The organism is Rhizobium sp. Root274, from assembly GCF_001429245.1.
GTDB lineage: Bacteria > Pseudomonadota > Alphaproteobacteria > Rhizobiales > Rhizobiaceae > Allorhizobium.
Genome location: NZ_LMJE01000008.1, coordinates 236,976 through 261,369 on the forward strand (window position 1 = coordinate 236,976; position 24,394 = coordinate 261,369).

Here is a 24,394-nt window from a genome sequence, read left to right on the forward strand (position 1 = left end):
GCTCAGACGCCGATGGCTTCCGTCAGCACGTCTTCATGTGATGCACCGCGATAGTCGTGGCTCGCCACAAGTCTTCCCTGACGGAAGACATGCAGCCGGTCGGAGAGTTCATAGACCTCCGGAAGATAGGAGGAGATCAGGATGATGCCCGCGCCCTGCTTCAGGAGTTCCGCAAAGAGGCGGTAGATCTCCGCCTTGGTGCCGACGTCGACGCCGACCGTCGGTTCGTCAAAAATGAACAGCCTTGCACCGTGGCTCAGCCATTTGCCGATGACGATCTTCTGCTGATTGCCGCCCGACATCGCCGAGGCGAGTACAGCGCGGGTCGGTGTCTTGATCTTCAGGTCGTTGATCTGCTTGTCGGCATTGGCACGTTCCCGGCCGCGGCTGATCGTGAGCCCACGGCTCAGGCGATCGAAGATCGGCAGGTTGATGTTGAGGCCGATGGGCAGGTTCAGGCACAGGCCCTGGTCGCGGCGGCTCTCCGGTGCCAGCGCAATGCCGAGATCCATCGCCTTGCGCTCGTTGTCGATGACGACCTTCTTGCCGTCCCAGAAAACTTCGCCGCCGGTGACCTTCTGCCGGCCGTAAAGGCCGAGCGCGAATTCACTCCGCCCGGCGCCGATCAGGCCATAGAGGCCAACGATCTCGCCAGCGCGCACAGAAAGAGAAACATCGTTGAAGCCCGGGCCCGTAAGCCCCTTGGTCTCAAGAATGGTGGCTCCGATCGGCAGCTTTTCCTTGTGATAGATCTGTTCGATCGAGCGGTTGATCATCAGCGAGATCAGTTCGGCGTCATTCGTCTCACCGATCAGGCGTGTGCCGACATGGGTTCCATCGCGCAGGACTGACACGCGGTCGGCCAGCTCGAAGACTTCTTCCATGCGGTGACTGATGTAGACGATGGTCACGCCTTCCGACTGTAGCCGGCGGATCAGCCGGAAGAGCTGGGCCGATTCCTGGCGCGTCAGATAGGCCGTGGGTTCATCGAAGATCAGAAAACGGATACCGCGCATGGCGGCGCGGGCGGTCGCGACCAGCTGCTGCTGGCCAATGGTGAGATTGGCCAGTGTTTCGCCCGCGGGGAGATTGAAGCCGAGATCGTCGAGGACATTCTGGGCCGCCGTGGTCATGGCGGCCTTGCGCATGATGCCGCCAGACGACATTTCGTCGCCGAGGAACATGTTGGCTGCCACCGACAGATGCGGGCAAAGCACGACTTCCTGGTGGACGGCATTGATGCCGCGGTTGATCGCCTCATTGGGCGTTGCCAAGGCGACATTCTTGCCGCACCAGCGGATCTCGCCCGAGGTACGCGGAATGACACCGGTCAGCAGCTTGATGAGCGTGGACTTGCCGGCGCCGTTTTCGCCGACGATGGCGTGAATTTCTCCAGCCAAAAAGGAAATGGTCGCGGGCTTCAGCGCCTCCACGGCCCCATATTTCTTCTGGAGGCCAATCAGTTCGAGAATCGGCGTTCCAGGCGGGATGCGATCCGTCTCCAGGTATTGCGTTTCGCCATCATGCCGGTGGCTCAGGTCGTGTAGTCCAGTCATGTTCATCCTCCCGCGACAGCGGACAACCCGGGTCAGCCAGGCTGACCCGGGTGCCGTTCCCTAGTCTGTCGCGCGCTGCGCTGGGCCGCGCGCGACAGCGTCAGATCAGTTGACCTTCGCGTTCAGAAGGGCATCGATCTTGGGTTCAGCCATGTTGGCCTTGGTCACGAGGTTTGCGCCCGTGTCGACGAAGGTTTCGACCTTCTCGCCCTTGGAGACGGCAAGTGCCGTCTTCACGCCATCATAGCCCATGCGGTAGGGATCCTGGACGACGAGGCCGGCCAGCACGCCTTCTTTCAGGAAGCCGACGGTCTTTTCGTCCGAGTCAAAGCCGATGACCTTGATCTTGTCGCCGAGCTTGTTTTCGGCAATTGCCTGGCCCACGCCCTGCGCCATGATCAGGTTGGATGCGAAGACACCAACGAGGTTCGGGTTGGCGGTGATCAGGTCGGTCATCATGTTGAGGCCGGTGGTGGCCTGGCCGTCAGCATATTTGTCGGCGACGACCTTCAGGCCCGGATACTTGGCCTTGATCTGCTCCATGAAGCCTTCATGGCGCTGATCGAGCGAGCCGACGCCCGGCAGGCTGGTGATGATGGCGATTTCGCCTTCTTCCTTGCCGGTCGCTTCCTTGATGGCCGCAGCAAGACCGTCAGCGGCGATGCGGCCGCCCTGGACGTTGTCGGTAGTCAAGAAGGAGGTGAAGGCCTTGGAATCGGCGCTGGAGTCGATGCCGATGATCGGAACGGACTTTGCAGCTTCGTCGATCGGCTTGCCGAGTGCCTTGAATTCGGTTGGCGAGATGACGACGGCAGCCGGCTTGCCAGCGACGGCGTTTTCGAGAATGCTGATCTGGCCGTTAATGTCGGATTCCGACTGCGCGCCGAGTTCCGGAACGCTGACGCCGAGATCCTTGCCAGCGGCGCGGGCGCCGGCGAGCACGATCTGCCAGTAGAAGGACGTGGTATCCTTCACGATGATCGGGATGGTGACGTCCTGAGCGAAGCCGGCAGCCGGCATCATTGAGGTCATCATAGCGGCACCGGCGATCCCCATCAGGGCGCGGCGCGTCATGCTCTTCAGAATGGTCATGTGGGTTCTCCTCTCAATGCGTCCTGTTCCTCCGGTGAGACCAACCCGCAGAACGCAACCGAGGTGATCTTTATCGATAAAAAACATTTTATCGAGGCACGCTACTCCAGCGATCTGGAGAATGCAAGTGAGCAAAATTGGACTCCCATCCAGCTCTGCCCTTTTGTTTCTGGGCGTTTTCCAACAGGCCTCCTCAGACCCGATGGACCTCCTCCGGATAGACGACACCCTTCTTCAGGATGACATTTCCATAAATGCGAAGCTCCGTCGTCGCGACGATATAGGCCGCTTCTGCCGCGCGCTCATAGAAGGCGAAGCGCTCCAGCGAGGCCAGTTTGAAGTCACCGCTGAGACGCTTGATCGTGGCCTCGAACTCTTGGCAGATCTCGGGCTTTGCGGCGGGGTCACCGACCTCCTGCATGTGCCAGGCCGACTCCTCCGTGAACTGATCGAGTGGCATATGCGCGAGGATCGCTTCCAGGATTTCGACAGCACCCACACCATCGGCGCGCACGACCGGCGGCCCGATCGTGCTGGCGGGAAAGTTTCCGTCGGCGATGACGATCTCGTCGCCATGGCCCATGGTGGCGATCGCATGCAGGAGTTCAGGTCCGAGCAGGGGATGAATACCCTTCAGCATGGTCTGCTCCTATTCCCGGACCGGTGCATCGCCTAGCGGCGGTGCGACCAGGGTATGGGGCTCGAAGGATGCGAAGGCCGATGCCGGCAATTCGTCGTGGGTGAGGGCCATGTTGCGATTGAGGCTTTCGGGCCGTGCCGTGCCGATGATCACTGAAGCGACCGCCGGGTGATGCAGCGGGAACTGCAGGGCAAACTGCGCCAGCGGCTTGCCAGTTTCAGCGGCCACGGCCTCCATCGCCCGCACCTTGCTCAGGATCTCCTCTGTCGCCGGCGTGTAGTCGAAATGCGAACCGGGCACTGCGCCGGTGGCAAGGATGCCGGAATTGAATACCCCGCCCGCAGTGATGGAGGTGCCGCGCTTCTCGCAGAGCGGCAGCAATTCTTCGACGGCGGAGCGGTCGAGCAGGGAATAGCGACCGGCCATCAGGATGACGTCGATATCAATGTCGGCCATCATGTCGAGGCAAGCAGGGACCTCATTGACACCAAGACCAAATGCCTTGATGGCGCCTGAGGATTTCAGCTCCTGCAGAGCGCGGTAGCCACCGTCACGCAGTTGTTTGACATAACGGTCGTTCACTGCGCGGCCGTGGGTATAGACGCCGATATCGTGGACATAGAGGATATCGATGCGGTTGAGCCCGAGGCGGGCATAGCTGAAGTCGACCGAGCGCATGATACCGTCATAGCTGTAGTCGTAGACCAGCTTGAAGGGCAGGGGATCGACAAAGCCCACCTTCGGGATCTGATCCTTCGGCACCGGTGCGAGCAGGCGTCCGACCTTGGTGGACAAGACATAGCTGTCCTCCGGCTTGTCGCGAAGGAAGTCACCGACATACCGTTCCGCCTGGCCGAACCCGTAATGCGGCGCCGTGTCGAAATAGCGGATGCCGTGATCCCATGCGGCCTGCAGGGTCGCCATGGCCGCCTCGCGCGGGCAGGGGCGATAGAGGCCGCCGAGCGGCGCCGTGCCGAAGCTGTATTCGGTGACCTTAAGGTCCGTCTTGCCGATACGTCTGGTCTTCATCATGTCTGTTTCCGTGTCGTTTCGTCGATCAGAGCGTGGCACCGAGGTGCCAAGGCACAAATTCATTGTCGCCGTAGCCGAAGAGTTCGCTCTTGGTCTTCTGGCCCGAGGCTGTCTCGATGATCAGGTCGAAAATCTCGCGGCCGAGCCCGGAAACAGAGGCATCGCCGCTGGCGATCACGCCGCAGTCGATGTCCATGTCCTCTTCCATCGAGCGGTAGAGGGCCGTGTTGCTGGTGAGCTTGATGGAAGGTACCGGACGGGAGCCGAAGCAGGAGCCGCGGCCGGTGGTGAAGGCAATGACGTTGGCGCCGCCCGCTACCTGGCCCGTGGCCGAGACCGGGTCGTAGCCGGGGGTGTCCATAAAGACGAGGCCGTGTTCGGTGACCCGCTCGGCATAATTATAGACGGCCGTCAGCGGCGAGCGCCCGCCCTTGGCGACGGCGCCGAGCGATTTTTCCAGGATGGTGGTGAGGCCACCCTTCTTGTTGCCGGGGGAGGGGTTGTTGTCGAGCGAGGCGCCGTGCTGGGCGACATAGGCTTCCCACCAGGAGATGAGGCCGTCGAGCTTGACGGCGACGTCTTCGTTGACGGCACGGCTGCGCAGAAGATGTTCGGCGCCGTAGATCTCCGAAGTTTCCGACAGAATAGCCGTTCCGCCGGCGCCGGCCAAAAGATCGACCGCCACACCGAGTGCCGGATTTGCCGTAATCCCGGAGAGGCCGTCAGAACCGCCGCATTGCAGGCCGACGATGATCTCGCTAACCGAGATCGGTTCGCGGCGCATCGTGCCGACTTCCGCTGCGATCTCCTTGAGGATCGCGAGCGCATTTTCGACCGCGCGGCGGGAGCCGCCAGCATCCTGGATGTTGAAGTGCCGCTTCGAGGCTCCGGCGCCGCTCTGACCGTAAAGCGTCAGTTGATTGACCTCGCAACCGAGGCCGACCATCAGGACGCCCCCAAAGTTCACGTGTCTCGTGTAGCCGGCTATCGTTCGGTGCAGCGTGCGCATGCCGTCGCCGGTTGAACTCATGCCGCAGCCCTGGTCGTGGACGATTGGAACGAAGCCATTGATGCCCTCGTAGTGAGGCAGGATCGTGCGGTTTGCTGCATCCGCGATTGCGCGACAGACCGTGGTGGAACAGTTCACGCTGGCAATGATGCCGATATAGTTTCGGGTCGCGGCACGGCCATCGGCGCGGCGGTATCCCATGAAGGTGCGTGCCTTGTCCGTCTCCGTCGCGCCTTCCGGCTGCGCCAAACCAGACACCGACAGACGGTCTTCATCGAAAGCGAGATTGTGGGAATGAACGTGTTCGCCCGCTGCGATATCCGTTGTCGCGCGCCCGATCGCCTGAGCATACTTTACAACAGGCTCACCCTTACGGATCGCCCGGACTGCAACCTTGTGACCCTGGTCGATCCGACTGCTGGCTGTGGCGCCACCTGGCAGGACATGCCCCGCCTCGATCGCCACTGTGGTGACGGCGACATTGTCTTCCGGCGACAACAGAATGCAGGCTTGCTTACTCACCCGTTTTCTCTCCCTTGCGACCGGTACAATGTCCGGTTCATCTGCTTTTGTCTTTTATCGGCAATAGACAGTTGCTCGTCAATGGGTATGATGGCGACAAATGACGAAACCGTCGAAACGGTCGTCCGGAGGAAGCAGACACACAAGCAATTTCTGATCTATCCCATTCTTTTCGCGCGTTGTTCTCTTTCCATGGGATTGAGGCTACAGCGGAAAGAGCGCCTTGCGCAGGGGCAACAAAAAGAACCGCGGCAGATCCATGGCCAAACAAAACACCGTCTTCAAGGACGCCTATAACCGAACGCTGAAGCTGATCGAGGATACCGATACGCTGCCTTCCGAACCGGAACTGGGTGGCCTGCTCGGCGTCAGCCGCACGACCGTGCGTGCCGTCTTGACGCGCCTCGGGGAGGTTGGCCTGATCAGCTGGGACAAGCGGGCGAAGACGGTCTTGCGGCGGCCAAAAAAGGGCGATTACTTTCCCGCGGAAGAGACCGACTCGCTGTCGGAGATCATCGAACGCAGTTTCATGCGGCGGATTCTGGCCGGCGGCGCACAGCCTGGCATGCAGATCAACGAGCTGGAACTTGCCCGAGAGATCGGCATCGGTACGACAAGCGTGCGCGAGTTTCTCATTCGCTTCAGTCGCTTCGGACTGATCGAGAAGCGGCCCAACAGCCATTGGATACTGAAAGGGTTTACACGCGAGTTCGCGCTGGAGCTGACTGAAGTGCGTGAAATGTTCGAACTGCGCTCCGCAGTCAGCTTCGCCAGCCTTGGAGAGGATCATCCGGCCTGGGCGGAATTGCGCGAAGTCGAAGCCCAGCACCATGAACTGCTCGCCGACATCGATAACCGCTACACCGAGTTTTCCGAGCTCGATGAGCGCTTCCATCTCTTGGTGCAGAGGGCATCGAGCAATCGCTTCATCATCGATTTCTACGACATCATCGCCATCGTCTTTCACTATCACTACCAGTGGAACAAGTCGAACGCCCGTGCCCGCAATGCCCGAGCGCTTGAGGAGCATCTAGACTACATCCACGCTTTGTTTTCACGCGACCCGGCCAGGATCGAAAAGGCCTGCCGGCAGCATCTGAAGTCAGCGCGTGAGACCCTGCTGCAATCCATCCAAGAGGCTGCCTGACCCATGAAGACGCCCATCCTGCAATTCGGTACCAGCCGTTTCCTTCAGGCTCATGCGGATCTGTTCGTCAGTGAGGCGCTGGACCAGGGTCAGGCGATCGGGCCGATCACGATTGTCCAGACGAGCGGTGATCCGGGCCGTGCGGCGCGGGTGGGCGCGCTTGCCGCACAGGATGGTTTCCCTGTTATCATCAGGGGCATGGAGAACAACCTGCCGGTCGAACGGGAGGTGCGGGTGCGCAGTGTCCGTCGAGCGCTGTCGACCGCGATCGACTGGAATGAGGTCCGCCGCGTCTTTGTCGAGGAGGCCGAGGTGGTACTCTCGAACACCGGCGACAAGGGGTATGCGCTGGCCGAGCAGGACGGGCTGCAAGGCGTGCCAAAATCCTTCCCGATGAAGCTGCTGGCGCTGCTTCAGGCTCGATATCAGGGCGGCGGGCGAGCGCTGACGATCCTGCCCTGCGAACTCATTTCGCGCAATGGTGAGGTGCTGCAGGCACTCATCATGCGGCTTGCTGCAGAACACGCGCCGGACGCCGGATTTCAAGCGTGGCTTTCATCGGACGTCGTCTGGGCCAATTCGCTCGTCGACCGAATCGTCTCCGAGCCGATCGAGCCGGCCGGCGCGATTGCGGAGCCCTATGCGCTGTGGGCGATCGAACAGCAGCCCGGTCTGGTCGTACCCTGCACGCATCAGGCAATCCTCGTCGTGCCGGACCTGACGCCCTATGAAAAGCTGAAACTCCATATCCTCAATCTCGGCCATACGGTGCTTGCCGAACGCTGGTTGAAGGAGGGACGTCCTGCCGAAGAAACTGTGCGGGAGATTCTGGAGGATGGGGAGATCTCGGACTATCTCAACGGGATTTATGCAAGCGAAGTGATCCCCGGCTTTGAGAGCCATGGGTTGGGAGATGAGGCGCGAGCCTATGTCAACACCACCCTGGCGCGGTTCCGCAATCCCTATCTCAAGCACCGGTTACGCGATATTGCTGGTAATCACGCGGAGAAAATCCAGCGACGCTTTGTCGGCTTCATGGACTGGTGTCCCCAGGTTGACATGCCGGAGCTTAAGCGAATCGCGGCAAGCTAACACGCAGCTGCTGGTGGCCGGCCTCGGAGATCACGCCGCAGCCGGGGTTCCCTTGGAGCGCATGCGGCGTCTGAAGGCTGTCGGTTTTTCCCGAAACCGATCGGCGAAGGCTTCGTAAAAGCGCGAGGCGGAGCCGAAGCCGCTTTCGAAGGCAACGTCGGTGATCGACAGATCCGTCGAGATCAGCAGCGACTGGGCGGTATCGAGGCGATGGCGGACGATCGCCTGGTTGATCGTGTGGCCGACCGCGCGCTTGAAGATTGCCATCGCATAGTTCGGGTGCAGGCCGACGTCACGCCCGACGTCTTCGGCGGAAATCTCCTCCAGTGCATGTTCGGCAATGAAGCGCAGCATGCGTTCGATGTGCTCGACCCGCTCGCTTTCATTGGCGCTGAAATTGGCGATGGCCGAGCCTTCCTCGCGCAGGTCGCGCCAGCCCTCCCGTTCGACCCTGAGGACCCGTGCGGTCAACTCGTTGCGTACGATCTCCATGAGATCCGGATCGCCGGCCAGCAGTTCCTGCCGCCAGCGCTCGAAGATATCCCTGTCGTAGGGGCGGATATGCAGTGCCTCGATCATGGCGCCACGGAAGACGGCGTCGCGGAAGCGGTTGAGATTGGCAAGGCCGAGAAAGACGGACATCGGCACGTAGAGGCAGATGAACTGCGTACCCTCCCGGCGGTCGATCACCTGGTGCGGGATCATCCCCCAGAACAGACAGAGGCGGCCTTCGTCGACCGTAAGTTCGCGCCCATCAAACCAATAGGTCATGGCACCAGACAGCACGAAGTTGAGTTCGATCTGGCTGTGCATGTGCGGTCCGGCCATCCGGTGCACGATGAGGCTCTCGCCAGCGCAGAAACGATGGTCGCCAAAGATAACGAGGGGATGACGCGGGTCGTGCTCCGGATGAACGGGCACGGATTCGTCGCGAAGCGCTGTCTCTGATAGTTCCAAGCTTAGGATCCCGGAGAAGTTAGCCTAAAAGTCGGTAGATTATTACGGGTTTGAATCGGATGATCAAGATGAGCTTATCTTATCCCGGTGGGATCCGGGACGGTGAGCTGCACATACTCGACGTATGCCGGTCATAGGGAGGAAAACATGACCCTTTTCAAAAGCCTGAGTGGGCTCGCCTTGAGCGCTGCGCTTTTTTCGTCCACCGCGTTTGCCGGTGAGATCATTCTCAATTCCGACCATTCCGATCCGGCGCCGAAGAAGGCCATGGAAGAGCTGATCGCAGACTTCCAGAAGGCCAATCCGGACATCACGGTCAAGTGGAACAACTTTGACCACGAAGGCTACAAGTCGGCGATCCGCAACTTTCTGACCGCTGACGCCCCTGATGTCGCGGCCTGGTATGCCGGTAACCGCATGGAGCCGTTCGTCAAGGCAGGCCTGTTCGAAGACGTCACGGATGTCTGGGAAGCCAATGGCCTCAACGATCAGCTGAAGTCCGCTTCCGCCTCGATGACCATCGACGGCAAGAAGTGGGGCGTGCCCTACACCTACTACCAGTGGGGCATCTACTATCGTAAGGACATCTTCGCCGAACAGGGCATCACCCCGCCGAAGACCTGGGCTGAATTCCTGGCTGCCTGCGAGAAGCTGAAGTCTGCCGGGATCGCCCCGATCACCATCGGCACTAAGGCCCTTTGGCCGACTGGCGGCTGGTTCGACTATCTCGACCTGCGCGTCAACGGCTACGAATTCCACATGGAGCTCACGTCCGGCAAGGTTCCCTACACCGATCCGCGCGTGAAGGCTGTTTTCGAAAAGTGGGGCGAACTGGTCAAGGCCGGCTACTTCATTGAGAACCATGCCGCCATCGACTGGCAGGATGCCATTCCGCAGATGGTCCAAGGCAAGGCTGCCATGTATCTGATGGGCAACTTCGCCGTTGCAACCATGAAAGATGGTGGCCTGAAGGAAGATCAGATCGGCTTCCTGCAGTTCCCGGAAATCACCCCCGGGATCCCGATGTCCGAAGAGGCGCCGACCGACACCTTCCACATTCCGTCGGGCGCCAAGAACAAGGAAGATGCGAAGAAGTTTCTTGCCTACCTCGCTTCGCCGGAAGCCCAGACCAAAATGAACGCCACGCTCGGCCAGCTGCCGGTCAACAACAAGGCGGAACAGCCAGCTGATCCGTTCCTGAAGGCCGGCTTCGAGATGCTGTCCAACGCTCATGCTTTGGCGCAGTTCTACGACCGTGACGCCAATGCCGAAATGGCAAAGGCCGGCATGGAAGGCTTCCAGGAATTCATGGTCAAGCCGGACAAGCTGGATGCCATTCTCGAGCGCCTCGAGAAGGTACGCGCACGCGTCTACAAGTAAGCTTTAGAAAGCTCCCTGCGCCGGGTGCCGTGTGGTCCTTCTGGATCGCGGCATCCGGTTGCCGTTCCCGAAACTTTTCCAAAGGTGTCGCCGTGAACAACGCCGTCTCCCCTTCGTCCGGCTTCTGGAAGCGTAACCAGCAGAAGCTGGCGCCTGCGCTGTTCCTGGCGCCCGGCGTCATCATGTTCCTGGTCTACGTTCTCATCCCGATCTTCCAATCGATCTGGATCAGTTTCCACGACTGGGACGGCCTTGGCGCCAAGACCTGGATCGGCATGGCGAACTATGTCGAGCTCCTGGATGACGACACCTTCTATACGTCGCTGAAGAACAACCTGATCTGGCTCCTTCTCTATCTGCTGTCGATTCCAGCCGGTCTTGCGGTTGCCCTCTTCCTCAATCAGACCGTTCCTGGCATCCGGCTCTACAAGTCGCTGTTCTTCTTCCCATTCGTCATCAGTCAGGTTGTCGTCGGCCTGATGTTCACCTGGTTCTATGCGCCGGATTTCGGCCTGTTTTCCAAGATCCTGGAATGGCTGACGGGCGAACAGATCGCCATCCTCGCCGACGAGCGTTTTGTCACCTACGGCATCATCGTAGCCGGTCTCTGGCCGCAGACGGCCTATTGCATGATTCTTTACCTGACGGGGCTCAACAACATTAATCCCGAACAGGTCGAGGCTGCCCGCATGGATGGGGCAAAGGGCGCCAAGCTCTTGTGGTATGTGATCCTGCCGCAGCTCGCTCCTGCCACCTTCATCGCCATGGTCGTGACCGTCATCGGTTCGCTGCGCTCCTTCGACCTCGTGTCGATCATGACCGCCGGCGGCCCGTACGGATCGAGCGAGGTTCTCTCCTACTTCATGTATGAGCAGGCGCTCTCGGAATATGGTTTCCGCATGGGCTATGGCGCGGCAATCGCCGTCGTCCTGTTCCTCATCATGATGGTCTTCATCTCGCTGTTCATCGTTCGCATGCTGTCCCAGGAAAGGAACGCCTGATGTTTCCTACTCCTATCCAGAAGGCTTCACCCTTCGTCCGCACCGGCTATCAAGTGCTGTTGCCAATTGCTCTCGTGCTGTGGCTCCTGCCGCTGATCGGCGTGGCGATCACCTCGGTTCGTCCTGCCAGCGATCTGGCTGCCGGCAACTATTTTGGCATCCCCTCGGGCTTTGCCGGATTTGAAAACTATTCGGCCGTCTTCAACAACTCGCCGATCGGCTACTACATCCTCAACTCGTTCAAGGTGACTATCCCGACCGTGATTGGCGCCGTGGCGCTTTCCTGCCTGACGGGCTTTGCGCTGGCGGTCTACAAGTTCAAGGGCAATCTCGTCCTGTTCTTCCTGTTTGTCGCCGGCAACTTCATTCCGTTCCAGATCCTGATGGTGCCGGTGCGCGACCTGACGCTGCGCGCCGGCCTCTATGACACCACGCTTGGCCTCGTGCTCTTTCACGTCGCTTTCCAGACCGGGTTCTGCACGCTCTTCATGCGCAATTTCATCAAGGGCCTGCCCTTTGCGCTGATTGAGTCCGCCCGTGTCGAAGGCGTCTCGGAATGGCGGATTTTTCGCTACATCGTGCTCCCCTTGATGCGCCCGGCGATTGCTGCTCTCTCCGTCCTCGTCTTCACCTTCGTGTGGAACGACTACTTCTGGGCGACCGTGCTTGTGCAGGGGCAGCATGCCATGCCAGTGACGGCCGGCCTTTATTCGCTGAACGGTCAGTGGGTCGCGGCCTGGCACCTGGTTTCCGCCGGTTCGATTGTCGCGGCGCTGCCGCCGGTCGCAATGTTTTTCCTGATGCAACGGCATTTTATTGCCGGCCTGACGCTTGGAGCGACCAAGGGATGAGCGAAGTTATCACCATCGATTCTGGCCAACTGGCGCTCAGCCTGCGTCTGCCGGAACTCGGCATGCCGGAAATCCTGACTTTCGGTGCCGAGCCTGCTTCTGCCGATCCGCTGTTCGAGATCGAGCGCTCCAGCCGCGTCAATGGAATGGATATCGCTGTTCCATCGGCGGTTCTTCTGCCCACGGGCGGGATGGGCTTCTTCGGCTGGCCTGCGATATCTGGACATCGCGGCGGACGTGATTTCGTCGCGCAGTTCGGCGCATGGACTGCTAGCCGGGATGGTAACCGTACTGTTCTGACTGGCGTCGACGCCGTCGCCGGTCTGTCGCTTGCAATTACGCTGACCGCCCACGCATCAGGCCTGATATCCATGGCCACCACGCTCACCAATACCGGGCAGGAAGACTACCAGCTCGACCGCTGCATGGCCGGAACCTTCCTGGCGCCCGCAGGTGACGTGCAGGTGATGAGCTTTACCGGCATCTGGGGCCGCGAATTCCAGACGCGGCGCGAGCTTCTGGGCAATGGCACGTGGATCCAGGAGAACCGCCGCGGCCGCACATCGCATGATCGTTTCCCGATGCTGTTCATCGAAAGTGAAACCCAGATCTTCGGCGTCACGCTCGGCTTCAGCGGCAACCACCAGATGGTCATCGACCGCACCGACGACGGTCAGCGCCTCGTGCATCTCGGCGAGCTGTTCGAACCGGGTGAAATCATCCTCGGACCCGGAGCCAGCTATCAAAGCCCGATCGCTTATGCCGGTCCCGATAGCGAAGACTTCCATGCTTTTGTGCGCGAAGAACTGACGACATGGCCGGGCGGAACCATGAGTCCACGCCCGGTGACGCTCAACACCTGGGAAGGCAATTACTTCGACCATCAGATGGACTCTCTGAAGGCTCAGGCTACGGCTGCTGCCGAACTCGGCATCGAGCGCTTCGTGCTCGACGACGGCTGGTTTGGCAAGCGTGACAACGACACGACCAGCCTCGGCGACTGGGACATCGACCCGCGCAAATATCCCGACGGCTTGAAGCCCCTGGTTGATCACGTCACCGGTCTCGGCATGCAGTTCGGCATCTGGTTCGAGCCGGAAATGGTCAACCCTGTTTCCGAACTCTACAAGGCGCATCCGGACTGGGCGTTGACGATTGACGGCCGTCCCATTCTGGAATCACGCACCCAGCTGGTGCTAGACCTTTCGCGTCCCGAGGTATCCGACTACCTGTTCGGCAAGATCGACGCCGTGCTCTCCAACCACGCGGTGTCCTACATCAAATGGGACATGAACCGCGATCTCACGCATGCGGCCGGTCGCGACGGAAAGGCCAAGATCGCGGCCCAGACGCGCGCTGTTTACGCGCTCATGGATCGCGTTCGCGCGGCTCATCCCGATGTCGAGATTGAAAGCTGCGCTTCCGGTGGTGGGCGTATCGACTACGGCGCTCTTGCCCGCACCCATCGCGTATGGACATCGGATTGCACTGACGCGCTGGAGCGGCTGGAAATCCAGCGCGGCGCGTCCGTTTTCGTGCCGCCGGAAATCCTTGGCAGCCATATTTCCGCATCCCCGAACCACCAGACGGGGCGGCGTCACAGCCTGTCCTTCCGTGCGATCGTTGCGCTCGCTTACCATCTCGGTGTCGAGCTCAATCCTCTGGAGCTGGCCGAGGAAGAGCGGGTCGAACTGAAGGTCTATATCGAGACCTACAAGCGCCTGCGTGGCCTCTTTCATGCTCCGGGCGCGAGCTTCCGCCTGGAGCCGCTCGAGGGGCGTTACGTCTGGGGTGCAGCCAGCGACGAGCGCATCGTGGTCATCGTGGCGCAGGGGCCGCAGATGATCGGCGAACAGCCGGCGCCTCTGAAGTTGCCGGACAGCGTCACGCAGATTGGCGGCCAGTGGACGATCGCCAAGATCCTGCCCGTCGAACCCAACTTCATCCGAATCTCCGAGGGGCAGAAGAAGCTTCTGTCGGGCAATGTCAGTTTCGATCTGACCAATGCCGGGCTATCCGGCCTGCCGCTGCCGATGTTGCAGCCGGAAAGCGCCCTTCTCCTCGAACTCATTCCTTTAAAGGGAGACAAGACCCATGGCTGACGTGAGCCTTCGCGGCGTCAAGAAACAGTTCGGCTCCTTGAGCGTCATCAAGGGCGTTGACCTCGATGTCAAAGACGGCGAGTTCTGCGTGTTTGTCGGCCCGTCCGGCTGCGGCAAGTCCACGCTGCTTCGCATGATTGCGGGCCTTGAGGACATCACCTCGGGCGGACTTTCAATTGGTGGCAAGGACATGACCAGTGTCGGTCCGTCGGAGCGCGGGGTCGCCATGGTCTTCCAATCCTATGCGCTTTACCCGCATATGACGGTCGAGGATAACATCGGTTTCGGTCTGAAGATGACCGGGCATCCGAAGGCGGAGATTGCCGAACGCACCGCCGTTGCCGCCAAGCTGCTGCAGCTAGAACCTCTTCTCCAACGCAAGCCAGGCCAGCTCTCCGGCGGCCAGCGCCAGCGTGTCGCCATCGGTCGCGCCATCGTGCGCAATCCGGAAGTATTCCTGTTCGATGAACCGCTGTCCAACCTCGATGCGGCGCTTCGCGTCCAGATGCGCACGGAGCTTTCCAAGCTGCATCAGGACCTTAAGGCCACGATGATCTACGTCACCCATGACCAGGTCGAAGCCATGACCATGGCCGACAAAATCGTGGTCCTGTCGGCCGGCAAGATCGAGCAGGTGGGTTCGCCGCTCGAACTTTATCACCGGCCCAATAACCTGTTTGTCGCCGGCTTTATCGGCTCGCCGAAAATGAATTTCCTCAAGGTGAAGGTCTCTTCTATCGATGGTGGATCCGCCGTCGTTTCACTTCCGGGCGCGTCAATCAGCCTTCCGACCGGCGGACGGACTGTGACATCTGGAGAGATGACTTTTGGTCTGCGTCCGGAGCATGTGGACGCAACGGGCAAGGGTGATGTGGTGATTGAGGCCACGGTCCGATACGCCGAATATCTGGGCTCCGAAACCTTGTTCTTCGTCACCCTGGCGGATGGTTCGGAACTCGCCGTCAAGGCTGATGGTCTCGCGACAGAGCGTCCCGGCGACACGCTGAAGCTCGGCATCAATGCCAAGGCCTGCCATCTGTTCGATAAGGACGGCATGGCCGTCATCAACGGGGATCTCACACGATAATGCTGGGCGTCTGCTACTATCCGGAACACTGGGATGAGTCCCGGTGGGAAACCGATGCGCGTCGTATGCGCGAACTGGGCATCTCCTTCGTGCGGATCGGCGAGTTCGCCTGGTCACGGCTTGAGCCGCGTCGCGGCGAGTTCGAATTCGCCTGGCTCGACCGCGCGATGGATATCCTTCACGCCGCTGGGTTGAAGATCGTGCTCGGCACGCCGACCGCCACGCCGCCGAAGTGGCTGGTGGACGAACACCCTGACATCATTCCCTATGATGAGCAGGGTCGCCCGCGCGGTTTTGGCTCACGGCGCCACTACACCTTTTCATCAGAAACCTGGTGGAAGGAAAGCGCCCGCATCGTCGAAATCGTCGCCGAACGCTACGGCCATCATCCGGGCCTCGTCGGCTGGCAGACCGATAACGAATATGGCTGCCATGATACGACCGTGTCCTGGGGGCCGGAGGACCTGAAGAGCTTCAAGCGCTGGCTGCGGCTTCGCTACCAGTCGACAGATCAGCTGAATGAAGCCTGGGGCTCGGTGTTCTGGTCGATGGAACTCAAGAGCTTCGATGAGGTGGCACTGCCGAACCTGACGGTGACGGAGCCCAATCCGGCGACGCGGCTCGATTTCTGGCGCTTCCATTCCGATCAGGTCGCGGCCTATGACAAGATGCAGTGCGAGATCATTCGGAAGCATTCGCCCGAGCGGTGGATCACACACAATTTCATGGGCTTTGTCTCCGACTTCGACCACTTCAAGGTCGGCGATAATCTCGATCTCGCTTCCTGGGATAGCTATCCGATCGGCTTCGTCGAAAAGTTTCCTTTCTCGGAGGTCGAGCGCAATCGCTGGGCTGAGACTTCGCATCCCGATATCGCACCCTATCACCACGATCTCTACCGCGCCGTCGGCAAGGGGCGCTTCTGGGTGATGGAGCAGCAGCCGGGGCCGGTGAACTGGGCGCCGTGGAACCCGGTGCCGAAGCCGGGCATGGTGCGGCTTTGGACTTGGGAGGCGCTTGCGCATGGCGCAGACGTCGTCAGCTATTTCCGCTGGCGTCAGGCGACCTTTGCGCAGGAGCAGATGCATGCCGGCCTCAACATGGCTGGCCTCGATGAGCTTTCGCCGGGTGGTCTTGAGGCGCAGCGGGTCGCAGGCGAACTTGCCGCACTCGGGCCGCTGCCTGCGACGCAGCAAGCTTCAGTGGCGCTGGTTTTCGACTACCAGAGCTACTGGGCGACGATGATCCAGCCGCAGGGCAAGGACTTCCGTTACGAGGAATTGTGCTTCCGCTGGTATGAGGGTCTTCGCCGCCTCGGCTTGAATGTCGATTTCCTCCGTCCAGGTGCATCGCTTGACGGTTACGCGCTTGTGGTCGTGCCCTGCATGACGGAAGTCACCGAAGAGGCTCGTGCTGCGCTCGAAGCTGCGACAGGAACAGTGCTGATCGGCGCGCGAACGGGTTCGCGAGATCGGAATTTCGTCATTCCGTCCAACCTGCCGCCCGGGCCGCTCGGGCACGCAACCGGCAACCGGGTCATCCAGGTCTCGACATTGAGGCCGGGTCTATCAGACAAGGTTTCGGGAGCGATTGCCGGCTCTGGCGTCCGCTGGCGTGAAACCCTTGAGGCTTCCGGCGAGGTCCTCGCCCGATTCAACAACAGGGATCCGGCGCTGACCCAGAAGGGTAACATGCTTTATCTCGCCTGCTGGGCGGACGAGGCCCTTCTTGGCAGTCTCCTGTCCCTCGCCGCTGAGAAAGCCAAACTGGAAACGCTTCCAGTGCCCGATTACATCCGCATCCGCCGACGTGGCGACCTGACCTTCGCCTTCAACTACGGCACGGAAAACTGGGCGTTGCCTGCAGGTTCAAAGCCGGTGCTGGGCGAGGCGCTGCTGGAGCCGCAAGCCGTGGCAGCATGGCGTAACTGATCCCCAACTGAATCCTGAAGGCCGGCGTTAAGCCGGCCTTTTGCTGTTTGGCCATACCAGCCATCTTCGGAACCTCTGCTCTCCTGACCGGTTTGACCCCAGACCCCCGACCAAGGAGATGCATCATGGCAGACTATCCAACCCCGCCGTTCGACCAGCCGAAAGTTCCGATGCCAGGCCAGACCGCCGACATGAACCCGAGGCCCGACCATGGTGAGAAGAGCTACAAGGGTTCCGGCAAACTCACCGGGTTGAAAGCGATCATCACAGGCGGTGACAGCGGGATTGGACGCGCTGTTGCCATTGCCTATGCGCGCGAAGGTGCGGATGTGCTGATCTCCTATATCGATGAACAGACCGACGCCGAAGAGACCAAACGGCTGGTCGAGGAGGCGGGACGTAAGGCTGTTCTGGTTTCCGGTGATATCCAGAACGCTGATCATTGCCGAAAGATCGTCGATACGGCTGTCCGCGAACTCGGCGGTCTGGACATTCTCGTCAACAATGCCGCGCACCAGGCGAGCTTCGATGACATTACCGAGATCCCGGACGAGGAATGGGAACTCACCTTCCGCGTCAATATCCACGCCATGTTCTACCTGACAAAGGCAGCCGTGCCTCATATGCAGAAGGGTGGAGCCATCATCAACACGGCGTCCATCAATTCGGATAGCCCGAGCCCGCATCTGCTGGCCTATGCAACGACCAAGGGTGCGATCCAGAACTTTACGGCTGGTCTTGCACAGATGCTGGCGGAAAAGGGCATTCGCGCCAACTGCGTTGCCCCGGGTCCGATCTGGACGCCCCTCATTCCCTCGACGATGCCTGAGGATTCGGTGAAGAACTTCGGCAAGCAGGTGCCGATGGGACGGCCTGGGCAGCCGGCAGAGTTGCAGACAGCCTATGTCATGCTTGCCGATCCGCTCTCCAGCTATGTCTCAGGCGCGACGATTGCCGTAACCGGCGGCAAGCCGATCCTCTGACGTAGGCGTGAGGGGATTGCTTTTCGTCTGCCGCGTGGCAAGTTGCGCGCCATGACAAAGGTTATTCTCATCGTTCTCGACGGGTTGCGTTACGACGCGGCCCGTGTCTGTCTCGGCTTTATGGAAGGCCTGGTAGAAGCTGGCCGTGCGGAGGTTCGCAAACTGCGGTGCGAACTGCCGGCCATGTCGCGGCCGCTTTACGAGACGCTTCTGACCGGGCGCAAACCTGTCGATCACGGCGTGGTCAGCAATGGCGTGGTTCGGCGCTCCGAGGGCGACAATCTCTTTGCCCGCTGTCGAGAAGCCGGAAAAGTGACAGCTGCGGCCGCCTATCATTGGGTCTCTGAGCTTTACGTCTCATGCCCATTCGATCGCCACCGTGACCGCATCCTGATCGATGGCAAAGGCGACATCACGTATGGGCTTTTCTACTGGGACGACCATTATCCGGACAGCCACCTTTTTGCAGATGCCGAGTGGCTTATCCGCGCAAAGCAGCCGGATTTCCTGTTGCTGCACCCCATGAATGTCGATGATGCCGGCCACAAGCATGGTGGAGACAGCATAGGTTATCGCAATGCGGCTCGAGCCCAGGGTGATCTGCTCGCCCGCCATCTGCCCGGATGGCTGTCTGCGGGCTACCGCATTATTGTCACCGCCGATCACGGCATGGGCGACGACGGCAACCACGCAGGCCCGACGGCAGCGGAGACCGAGGTGCCCTTCTATAGCCTCGGGTTCCGGCTTGGCGCCGATGCGGCCTTGAGCCAGATCGGGATTGCAGGACTTGTCTGCCGGCTGCTTGGGATCGATCCCGGCACCATGCCCGTCTATGACGGACCGCTTTCGTTAGATTGAGGCAATTTGCGCCTGATCCGGTTACCGCCTTCGCGACGTAGTCGTTGGAAAGCACCAGTCAGGAGCCGACCATGCCAGACACCGCCGGAATGACATCGCTGGGTAGACACTACCGGGCGCTCGTTCTTGGATCGAGCGGAGGAATCGGACGAGCCTTTGTCGAGCACTTACGCTCAGATCCCGCCTGCGCCGAAGTCATTGGTCTTTCCCGCAGCGGCGATGGCTTCGATGTTACGGAGGACGAAAGTGTTGCAGCGGCAGCAGCCAAGTTTGCAGAGGCGGAGCGGCGTTTCGAGCTGGTGATTGTGGCCACCGGCGCATTGGTCATCGACGGCAACGGGCCTGAAAAGACGATCAAGGCGATCCAGGCCGATGTCATGGCGGCGCAATTCGCTCTCAATGCCATCGGACCGGCCCTCGCCATCAAGCATTTCGCGCCGCTTCTTTCGAACGAGGGTAAAAGTGTTTTCGCTGTACTGTCGGCGCGCGTCGGATCGATCGGCGACAACAGGCTTGGCGGATGGATATCCTATCGATCGTCCAAAGCGGCGCTCAACCAAATCATGCGGACTTCGGCGATTGAGATCTCGCGTCTTCGGCCGAAATCTGTCGTGGTGAGCCTTCACCCTGGCTCGGTCGATACTGGTTTTTCAGGCGGCTTTTCCAAGGGCCATGACCGGGTTTCGACCGGCGAGAGCGTCGGAAATCTGCTGTCGGTGCTGGATCGGCTTGAACCCGCACAAACCGGTGGTTTCTTCGCCTATGACGGGCAGCCTGTCGAATGGTGAATTCGAAGATCCGCCTGCACCTGGTTCTCGGCGATCAGTTAAGCCATTCTCTTTCGGCACTTCGCGATGTGGACAGCGGGTCAGTCGTTCTCATGGCAGAAGTGATGTCGGAGGCGACCTATGTGCGGCATCACAAGAAGAAGATTGCCTTCCTCTTTTCCGCCATGCGGCACTTCTGCCACGAGCTGAAGGCGCGCGACGTCGCGGTTCGCTATGTTACGCTGGATGATCCGGACAATTGTCAGGATCTTGTTGGCGAGGTACGGCGGGCCATCTCGGCGACGGGTGCGGGTGGCGTCGTGACCACGGAGTGCGGCGAATGGCGTCTCGCTTCCGAAATTGCCTGCTGGTCTGAACTGCTTGGCGTTCCCGTCGAGGTGCGCGATGATGACCGTTTTCTCTGTTCGATTGCTGACTTTCGGGACTGGCGGCAGGATCGCAAGCAGTTGCGGATGGAATATTTCTACCGGGAGATGCGCAGAAGGCACCGGGTTCTGCTCGAAGAGGGGGATCTGCCGGTCGGGGGTCAGTGGAACTTCGACGCTGATAACCGCAAGCCACCTGTTGCCGGTTTAAAGGGCCCCAAACGCCTGAGCCATCGCAAGGATGATACCACCAAGGCAGTCCTTGGTCTGGTTGGGGACCGTTTCTCAGCCCATCTTGGAAACTTGCTACCCTTCCATTTCGCGGTGACGGCGGATCAGGCTGAAGCAGAGCTTCAACAATTTTTCGATGAAATCCTGCCTAATTTCGGGGATTACCAGGATGCGATGGTCAAGGGTGAGCCCTATCTCTACCATTCCATGATCTCGGCCTATCTCAATGCTGGTCTTCTTCTGCCGCTGGACGCCATCCGCCGGGCCGAGGCCGCCTGGTATGAGGGGCGTGCCCCCCTGAATGCGGTCGAAGGGTTCATCCGCCAGATCCTTGGCTGGCGCGAATATGTTCGCGGCATCTACTGGACCGAGATGCCTGACTATGCAGAGCGTAATCATCTGGAGGCCAGGCGCACCTTGCCGCAAATGTACTGGACCGGCAAGACGGATATGGTCTGTATGGCTGCGGCGATCGGCGATACGATCGAGCACGCTTACTCGCATCACATCCAGCGCCTGATGGTAACCGGCAACTTCGCGATGCTCGCCGGCCTTGATCCCGCTGAAGTGTCGGAATGGTATCTTGCCGTCTATGCCGATGCCTATGAGTGGGTGGAACTACCCAACACGCTGGGCATGGCGCTTTATGGCGACGGCGGCATCATGGCGAGCAAGCCCTATGCCGCGAGCGGTAAATACATCGACCGGATGAGCAATTTCTGTGGTGGCTGTCGTTACGACCCTAAGCTGACCACCGGGCCTAAGGCTTGTCCATTCAATGCGCTTTACTGGGATTTCCTCGACCGCAATTCGGAAAAGCTGGCACACAACCCGCGGCTTTCCAACATGTATGCGACCTGGCGGCGGATGGATCCTTTCAAGCAGGAAGCCATACGCAAGCATGCAACCCAGGTCTTGGAAAGGCTGGAGACGATCTAAGTGAGGCCACTCGCTCAGATCGCCGGGCTCGGCTCTTCCTTCAGAAGACCGCTCGTGCGCAAGAGCGAGCTGAAGCGGCCACCGAGCGCGCTCAATTGGTCGTAATTGCCCATTTCAATGACCTGGCCGTGATCGAGGAAGACAACGAGATCGGCTTCGCGGATGGTGGAAAGCCGGTGGGCAATGATGAAGGTCGTGCGGTTCTTGCGCAGCCGGTCGATCGCTTCCTTTACCCGGGCCTCGGTCTCCACGTCGAGTGCACTGGTCGCCTCGTCGAGAACGAGGATCGGGGCATTTTTCAAGATTGCGCGCGCGATCGCGATGCGCTGACGCTCACCGCCGGAGAGGCGGTTGCCTCGCTCGCCGACATGGGTGTCGTAGCCGATCATGCGGCTTTCGATGAAGTCGGTCGCTGCTGCCGCTTCTGCTGCCTGGATGATTTCCTCCTCGGTCGCGTCCTCGCGTCCCAGGCGGATGTTGTCCTTGATCGAGCGATTGAGAAGGCCGGCATCCTGAAACACGGTGGCGATGGCGTGGCGCAGGGACTTTCGCGTTACCTTGGAAATGTCCTGGCCGTCCACCAGGATCTGGCCCGACTGTGGCTCGTGCACCCGCTGCAGGAGATTGATCAGCGTCGTTTTGCCAGCGCCTGTCGGGCCGACGATGGCCACCGTCTGACCAGCCTTCACGGCAAACGACACGTCACGGACACCCTGGGTGGTCGAAGCGAAATCAAAGCAGACATCGCGGAATTCGACGTCACCCTTCACATTTTGAAGCTCCGTCGCACCGGCGCGTTCTTCGCGCTCCTGAACGGCGTCTTCCAGCAGATAGAAGTCCTCCAGCTTCGAGCGCGCTTCGAAGATCTGGTTGACGAAGGTAATCATCTGGTCGAGACGCGCGATCAGCAGGCCGGCAAACCCGGTGAAGGCGATGATGTCTCCGACCTTCAGTTCGCCGCGCTGAACGAGAAGCGTACCAATGACCAGGATAACGAGCATCGAAAGCGTCGAGGCAATGCGGTTGAGCGCGCCTGCGAGCGCCCACCAGTCGAGGACCGGATACTGGGCTGACAGCAGTTTTGTCGTGTAGTCCTTGAGCGCCCGCGTCTCGGCCTCAATGCGGTTGTAGCTATGAAGTACGGAGACGTTGCTGATCGAATCGCTCACATGCGAGAAGACGGTATGGTAATGACCTTCAACGGAAGCCTGCCCTTCCTTGGTCTTCACCATGACCGTGCGACCGATGATCACATAAAGGACCGCCAGGACGACGAGCACAGACGTCAGGCGGATATCCATCGAGAAGGCGGTCGGCAACAGCAACGTCAGGGCGACAGCCGTTGCCAGATGCGTGCGCATGAATTCCAGCCACAGGCCGAACAGCGTCTCGCCGGCGCGCAGCAGCGTATGAAGCGCGTTGGATGTGCCACGCTTGTGGTGCCAGCTCAGTGGCATGGAGATGATCTTGGCGAAGGATTCCGTCAGCAGATCTGCGCGACGACCATGAGCCAGTCTGTCCGCCTGGCGCGCGACCAGAACATATGCCACCGTGTTGAAGACGCCGAAGCAGCCCCAGAGGATCAGAATCTGGGTGGCATCCCGCTTCTCCGAGATCGCGTCGATGATGCGCCCGAACAATATGGGTTCGATGATGGTGATGGCCGCCAGTACCACATTGGCGACAACCACCAGCGACACCCGCAGGCGGTAGGTGGCGAGATATTTGAGGGCCTTCAGATAGACCTGGAGCAGTGACACGAGCGATTACCTCCGGCTGGCACGGCAGGCGCCAATGCTGGGATTTATCATGTTGCTACCGCATCGGGTAGTGAAGCCTGGACTGCCTAATGCCGACGCCGCTTATGCGCAAGATCCTGTCTGACAACGTCGAATTCGGCGCGCCGACCGTTGCAAGATTCCAGCGCCCAGTCTTAAACTTCCCCTAACGGCACTTAGCAATAAGAGTTCATATTGCTTCCGGCATGGGACAAAGCATTTGGCTCGTGGCTTTTTAATGTTTTTTGAAATGCAGATCTTTGGGGGGATTGGTGAATATAAACCAGTTGCTACATTTTTTGGTCGTTATCGACGAGTGCCGTTCTGCTGCCGATGTGGTCTCGGAACTTGAAAAGCTCGTTCGGTCCTATGGCTTCGAATATTATGGGCTTGTCCGGCAGCCCAAGCCGGATGAAAATCCGATGCAGTTGGTGCTGGCGGGACACTGGCCCGAGGGCTGGCCGCAGCTATACATTGCCAAAAAATATGTGCTGATCGACCCGACGATTCGCTATCTCGGACAGGCACGGGCCGGCTTTCGCTGGCGCGATGCGTTGCATGCCTTTCGGGCAGACCCTCATCGCAAGCGGATGGAACGCATGCTGGGGGACAGCATGCGTTACGGACTGACGGATGGGTATATTTTCCCGGTCCATAGTCGGGCAGGGCTGATGGGCAACATGACCGTGGGCGGCAAGCCGATCGATCTTTCGCCCATTGAGATCAGCCTGTTCGACGCGGTCGCCAAGAAGGCCTTCTGGAGGCTCGCCGAATACAAACACGGCGATCTGCTTGCCCCGTCAAAACCGATCGACACACGGATGACCCGGCGTGAAATGGAGGTGCTCAATTATTTGGCCGATGGTCTGACGTCGAACGAGATCAGCCGGATTCTGAAGATCTCCAATCATACCGTTGACTGGTACATGAACGGCATTCAAGACAAGCTGAACGCGAAAAACCGTCAGCACGTGGTGGCGCTTTCCTTCAGACTTGGGCTGGTGACCTGACAGCAAGGGATTTTTCTTGGCTTCGATCAAGGCAAATTGAACT

General features: G+C 59.9%; 20 protein-coding genes. 13 read left to right on the plus strand and 7 right to left on the minus strand.

The annotated features are described in order from the left end of the window. Window positions 1-2: 2 nt before the first annotated feature. From ASE36_RS16350 to ASE36_RS16370, 5 genes are all read right to left on the minus strand, one after another. Window positions 3-1,556, minus strand: coding sequence for a sugar ABC transporter ATP-binding protein (locus ASE36_RS16350; RefSeq protein WP_062282051.1), 1,554 nt, complete (start codon window positions 1,554-1,556; stop codon window positions 3-5). 105 nt (window positions 1,557-1,661) lie between these two features. Then, entirely contained in the window at window positions 1,662-2,648 is a 987-nt protein-coding gene (locus ASE36_RS16355) for an ABC transporter substrate-binding protein (RefSeq protein ID WP_062282053.1), read from the minus strand. Between the two features lie 193 nt (window positions 2,649-2,841). Further along, window positions 2,842-3,288, minus strand: coding sequence for an RbsD/FucU family protein (locus tag ASE36_RS16360; RefSeq protein ID WP_062282056.1), 447 nt, complete (start codon window positions 3,286-3,288; stop codon window positions 2,842-2,844). Between the two features lie 9 nt (window positions 3,289-3,297). Further along, on the minus strand, window positions 3,298-4,317 hold the full coding sequence (locus tag ASE36_RS16365) for an aldo/keto reductase (protein ID WP_062282768.1): 1,020 nt from the start codon (window positions 4,315-4,317) through the stop codon (window positions 3,298-3,300). A 28-nt stretch (window positions 4,318-4,345) separates the two neighbouring features. Next, window positions 4,346-5,851: a UxaA family hydrolase gene (locus ASE36_RS16370; RefSeq protein ID WP_062282059.1), complete on the minus strand. Its 1,506-nt coding sequence runs from the start codon at window positions 5,849-5,851 to the stop codon at window positions 4,346-4,348. 259 nt (window positions 5,852-6,110) lie between these two features. Between ASE36_RS16370 and ASE36_RS16375 the strand changes: the two genes are divergently transcribed. Together ASE36_RS16375 and ASE36_RS16380 are read left to right on the plus strand one after the other, a co-directional pair. After that, complete coding sequence (locus ASE36_RS16375; protein ID WP_062282771.1) at window positions 6,111-6,998, plus strand: GntR family transcriptional regulator; 888 nt, start codon at window positions 6,111-6,113, stop codon at window positions 6,996-6,998. A 3-nt stretch (window positions 6,999-7,001) separates the two neighbouring features. Beyond that, window positions 7,002-8,090: a D-mannonate oxidoreductase gene (locus tag ASE36_RS16380; protein ID WP_062282062.1), complete on the plus strand. Its 1,089-nt coding sequence runs from the start codon at window positions 7,002-7,004 to the stop codon at window positions 8,088-8,090. A gap of 30 nt (window positions 8,091-8,120) precedes the next feature. On the opposite strand, the gene ASE36_RS16385 is transcribed toward ASE36_RS16380, so the two are convergent. Beyond that, window positions 8,121-9,047, minus strand: coding sequence for a helix-turn-helix domain-containing protein (locus ASE36_RS16385; protein ID WP_062282066.1), 927 nt, complete (start codon window positions 9,045-9,047; stop codon window positions 8,121-8,123). 147 nt (window positions 9,048-9,194) lie between these two features. On the opposite strand from ASE36_RS16385, the gene ASE36_RS16390 reads away from it, so the two are divergent. The 10 genes from ASE36_RS16390 (at window position 9,195) to ASE36_RS16435 (ending at window position 21,563) form a co-directional block, all read left to right on the plus strand. Next, window positions 9,195-10,427: an ABC transporter substrate-binding protein gene (locus ASE36_RS16390; RefSeq protein ID WP_062282069.1), complete on the plus strand. Its 1,233-nt coding sequence runs from the start codon at window positions 9,195-9,197 to the stop codon at window positions 10,425-10,427. Between the two features lie 182 nt (window positions 10,428-10,609). Continuing rightward, complete coding sequence (locus ASE36_RS16395; RefSeq protein ID WP_244474789.1) at window positions 10,610-11,428, plus strand: carbohydrate ABC transporter permease; 819 nt, start codon at window positions 10,610-10,612, stop codon at window positions 11,426-11,428. Beyond that, window positions 11,428-12,279 carry a carbohydrate ABC transporter permease gene (locus ASE36_RS16400; RefSeq protein ID WP_062282072.1) on the plus strand — a complete coding sequence of 284 codons (852 nt, stop codon included), beginning with the start codon at window positions 11,428-11,430 and terminating at the stop codon, window positions 12,277-12,279. The genes ASE36_RS16395 and ASE36_RS16400 overlap by 1 nt, the downstream gene beginning before the upstream one ends. After that, complete coding sequence (locus ASE36_RS16405; RefSeq protein ID WP_062282075.1) at window positions 12,276-14,381, plus strand: alpha-galactosidase; 2,106 nt, start codon at window positions 12,276-12,278, stop codon at window positions 14,379-14,381. The genes ASE36_RS16400 and ASE36_RS16405 overlap by 4 nt, the downstream gene beginning before the upstream one ends. Beyond that, on the plus strand, window positions 14,374-15,468 hold the full coding sequence (locus tag ASE36_RS16410; RefSeq protein ID WP_062282078.1) for an ABC transporter ATP-binding protein: 1,095 nt from the start codon (window positions 14,374-14,376) through the stop codon (window positions 15,466-15,468). The genes ASE36_RS16405 and ASE36_RS16410 overlap by 8 nt, the downstream gene beginning before the upstream one ends. Beyond that, a complete protein-coding gene (locus tag ASE36_RS16415) occupies window positions 15,468-17,399 on the plus strand; it encodes a beta-galactosidase (RefSeq protein WP_062282081.1) in 1,932 nt (643 codons plus the stop codon). The genes ASE36_RS16410 and ASE36_RS16415 overlap by 1 nt, the downstream gene beginning before the upstream one ends. Window positions 17,400-17,524: 125 nt before the next feature. Beyond that, the gene (locus ASE36_RS16420) at window positions 17,525-18,382 is read left to right on the plus strand and encodes an SDR family oxidoreductase (protein WP_062282084.1); all 858 of its coding nucleotides are present in this window, start codon (window positions 17,525-17,527) and stop codon (window positions 18,380-18,382) included. Between the two features lie 51 nt (window positions 18,383-18,433). Then, window positions 18,434-19,240, plus strand: coding sequence for an alkaline phosphatase family protein (locus tag ASE36_RS16425; protein WP_062282088.1), 807 nt, complete (start codon window positions 18,434-18,436; stop codon window positions 19,238-19,240). A 71-nt stretch (window positions 19,241-19,311) separates the two neighbouring features. Then, window positions 19,312-20,028, plus strand: a complete 717-nt coding sequence (locus ASE36_RS16430; RefSeq protein WP_082511151.1) for an SDR family NAD(P)-dependent oxidoreductase — start codon at window positions 19,312-19,314, stop codon at window positions 20,026-20,028. Next, complete coding sequence (locus tag ASE36_RS16435; protein ID WP_200945184.1) at window positions 20,022-21,563, plus strand: cryptochrome/photolyase family protein; 1,542 nt, start codon at window positions 20,022-20,024, stop codon at window positions 21,561-21,563. Before ASE36_RS16430 ends, ASE36_RS16435 begins: the two co-directional genes overlap by 7 nt. 14 nt (window positions 21,564-21,577) lie before the next feature. On the opposite strand, the gene ASE36_RS16440 is transcribed toward ASE36_RS16435, so the two are convergent. Next, window positions 21,578-23,323 (minus strand): glucan ABC transporter ATP-binding protein/ permease, encoded by a 1,746-nt coding sequence (locus ASE36_RS16440; RefSeq protein ID WP_062282090.1) that lies wholly within the window; start codon window positions 23,321-23,323, stop codon window positions 21,578-21,580. 290 nt (window positions 23,324-23,613) lie between these two features. Between ASE36_RS16440 and ASE36_RS16445 the strand changes: the two genes are divergently transcribed. After that, the gene (locus ASE36_RS16445; protein WP_062282783.1) at window positions 23,614-24,351 is read left to right on the plus strand and encodes a LuxR family transcriptional regulator; all 738 of its coding nucleotides are present in this window, start codon (window positions 23,614-23,616) and stop codon (window positions 24,349-24,351) included. Window positions 24,352-24,394 lie beyond the last annotated feature (43 nt).

Bases quoted from the DNA above. Each gene is read 5' to 3' on its own strand.
- ASE36_RS16365 (WP_062282768.1), bottom strand. From the start codon at position 4,317: ATGAAGACCAGACGTATCGGCAAGACGGACCTTAAGGTCACCGAATAC.
- ASE36_RS16430 (WP_082511151.1), top strand. From the start codon at position 19,312: ATGCCAGACACCGCCGGAATGACATCGCTGGGTAGACACTACCGGGCG.
- ASE36_RS16350 (WP_062282051.1), bottom strand. From the start codon at position 1,556: ATGACTGGACTACACGACCTGAGCCACCGGCATGATGGCGAAACGCAA.
- ASE36_RS16405 (WP_062282075.1), top strand. From the start codon at position 12,276: ATGAGCGAAGTTATCACCATCGATTCTGGCCAACTGGCGCTCAGCCTG.
- ASE36_RS16435 (WP_200945184.1), top strand. From the start codon at position 20,022: ATGGTGAATTCGAAGATCCGCCTGCACCTGGTTCTCGGCGATCAGTTA.
- ASE36_RS16355 (WP_062282053.1), bottom strand. From the start codon at position 2,648: ATGACCATTCTGAAGAGCATGACGCGCCGCGCCCTGATGGGGATCGCC.
- ASE36_RS16375 (WP_062282771.1), top strand. From the start codon at position 6,111: ATGGCCAAACAAAACACCGTCTTCAAGGACGCCTATAACCGAACGCTG.
- ASE36_RS16425 (WP_062282088.1), top strand. From the start codon at position 18,434: ATGACAAAGGTTATTCTCATCGTTCTCGACGGGTTGCGTTACGACGCG.
- ASE36_RS16395 (WP_244474789.1), top strand. From the start codon at position 10,610: ATGTTCCTGGTCTACGTTCTCATCCCGATCTTCCAATCGATCTGGATC.
- ASE36_RS16390 (WP_062282069.1), top strand. From the start codon at position 9,195: ATGACCCTTTTCAAAAGCCTGAGTGGGCTCGCCTTGAGCGCTGCGCTT.
- ASE36_RS16400 (WP_062282072.1), top strand. From the start codon at position 11,428: ATGTTTCCTACTCCTATCCAGAAGGCTTCACCCTTCGTCCGCACCGGC.
- ASE36_RS16410 (WP_062282078.1), top strand. From the start codon at position 14,374: ATGGCTGACGTGAGCCTTCGCGGCGTCAAGAAACAGTTCGGCTCCTTG.
- ASE36_RS16380 (WP_062282062.1), top strand. From the start codon at position 7,002: ATGAAGACGCCCATCCTGCAATTCGGTACCAGCCGTTTCCTTCAGGCT.
- ASE36_RS16415 (WP_062282081.1), top strand. From the start codon at position 15,468: ATGCTGGGCGTCTGCTACTATCCGGAACACTGGGATGAGTCCCGGTGG.
- ASE36_RS16360 (WP_062282056.1), bottom strand. From the start codon at position 3,288: ATGCTGAAGGGTATTCATCCCCTGCTCGGACCTGAACTCCTGCATGCG.
- ASE36_RS16420 (WP_062282084.1), top strand. From the start codon at position 17,525: ATGGCAGACTATCCAACCCCGCCGTTCGACCAGCCGAAAGTTCCGATG.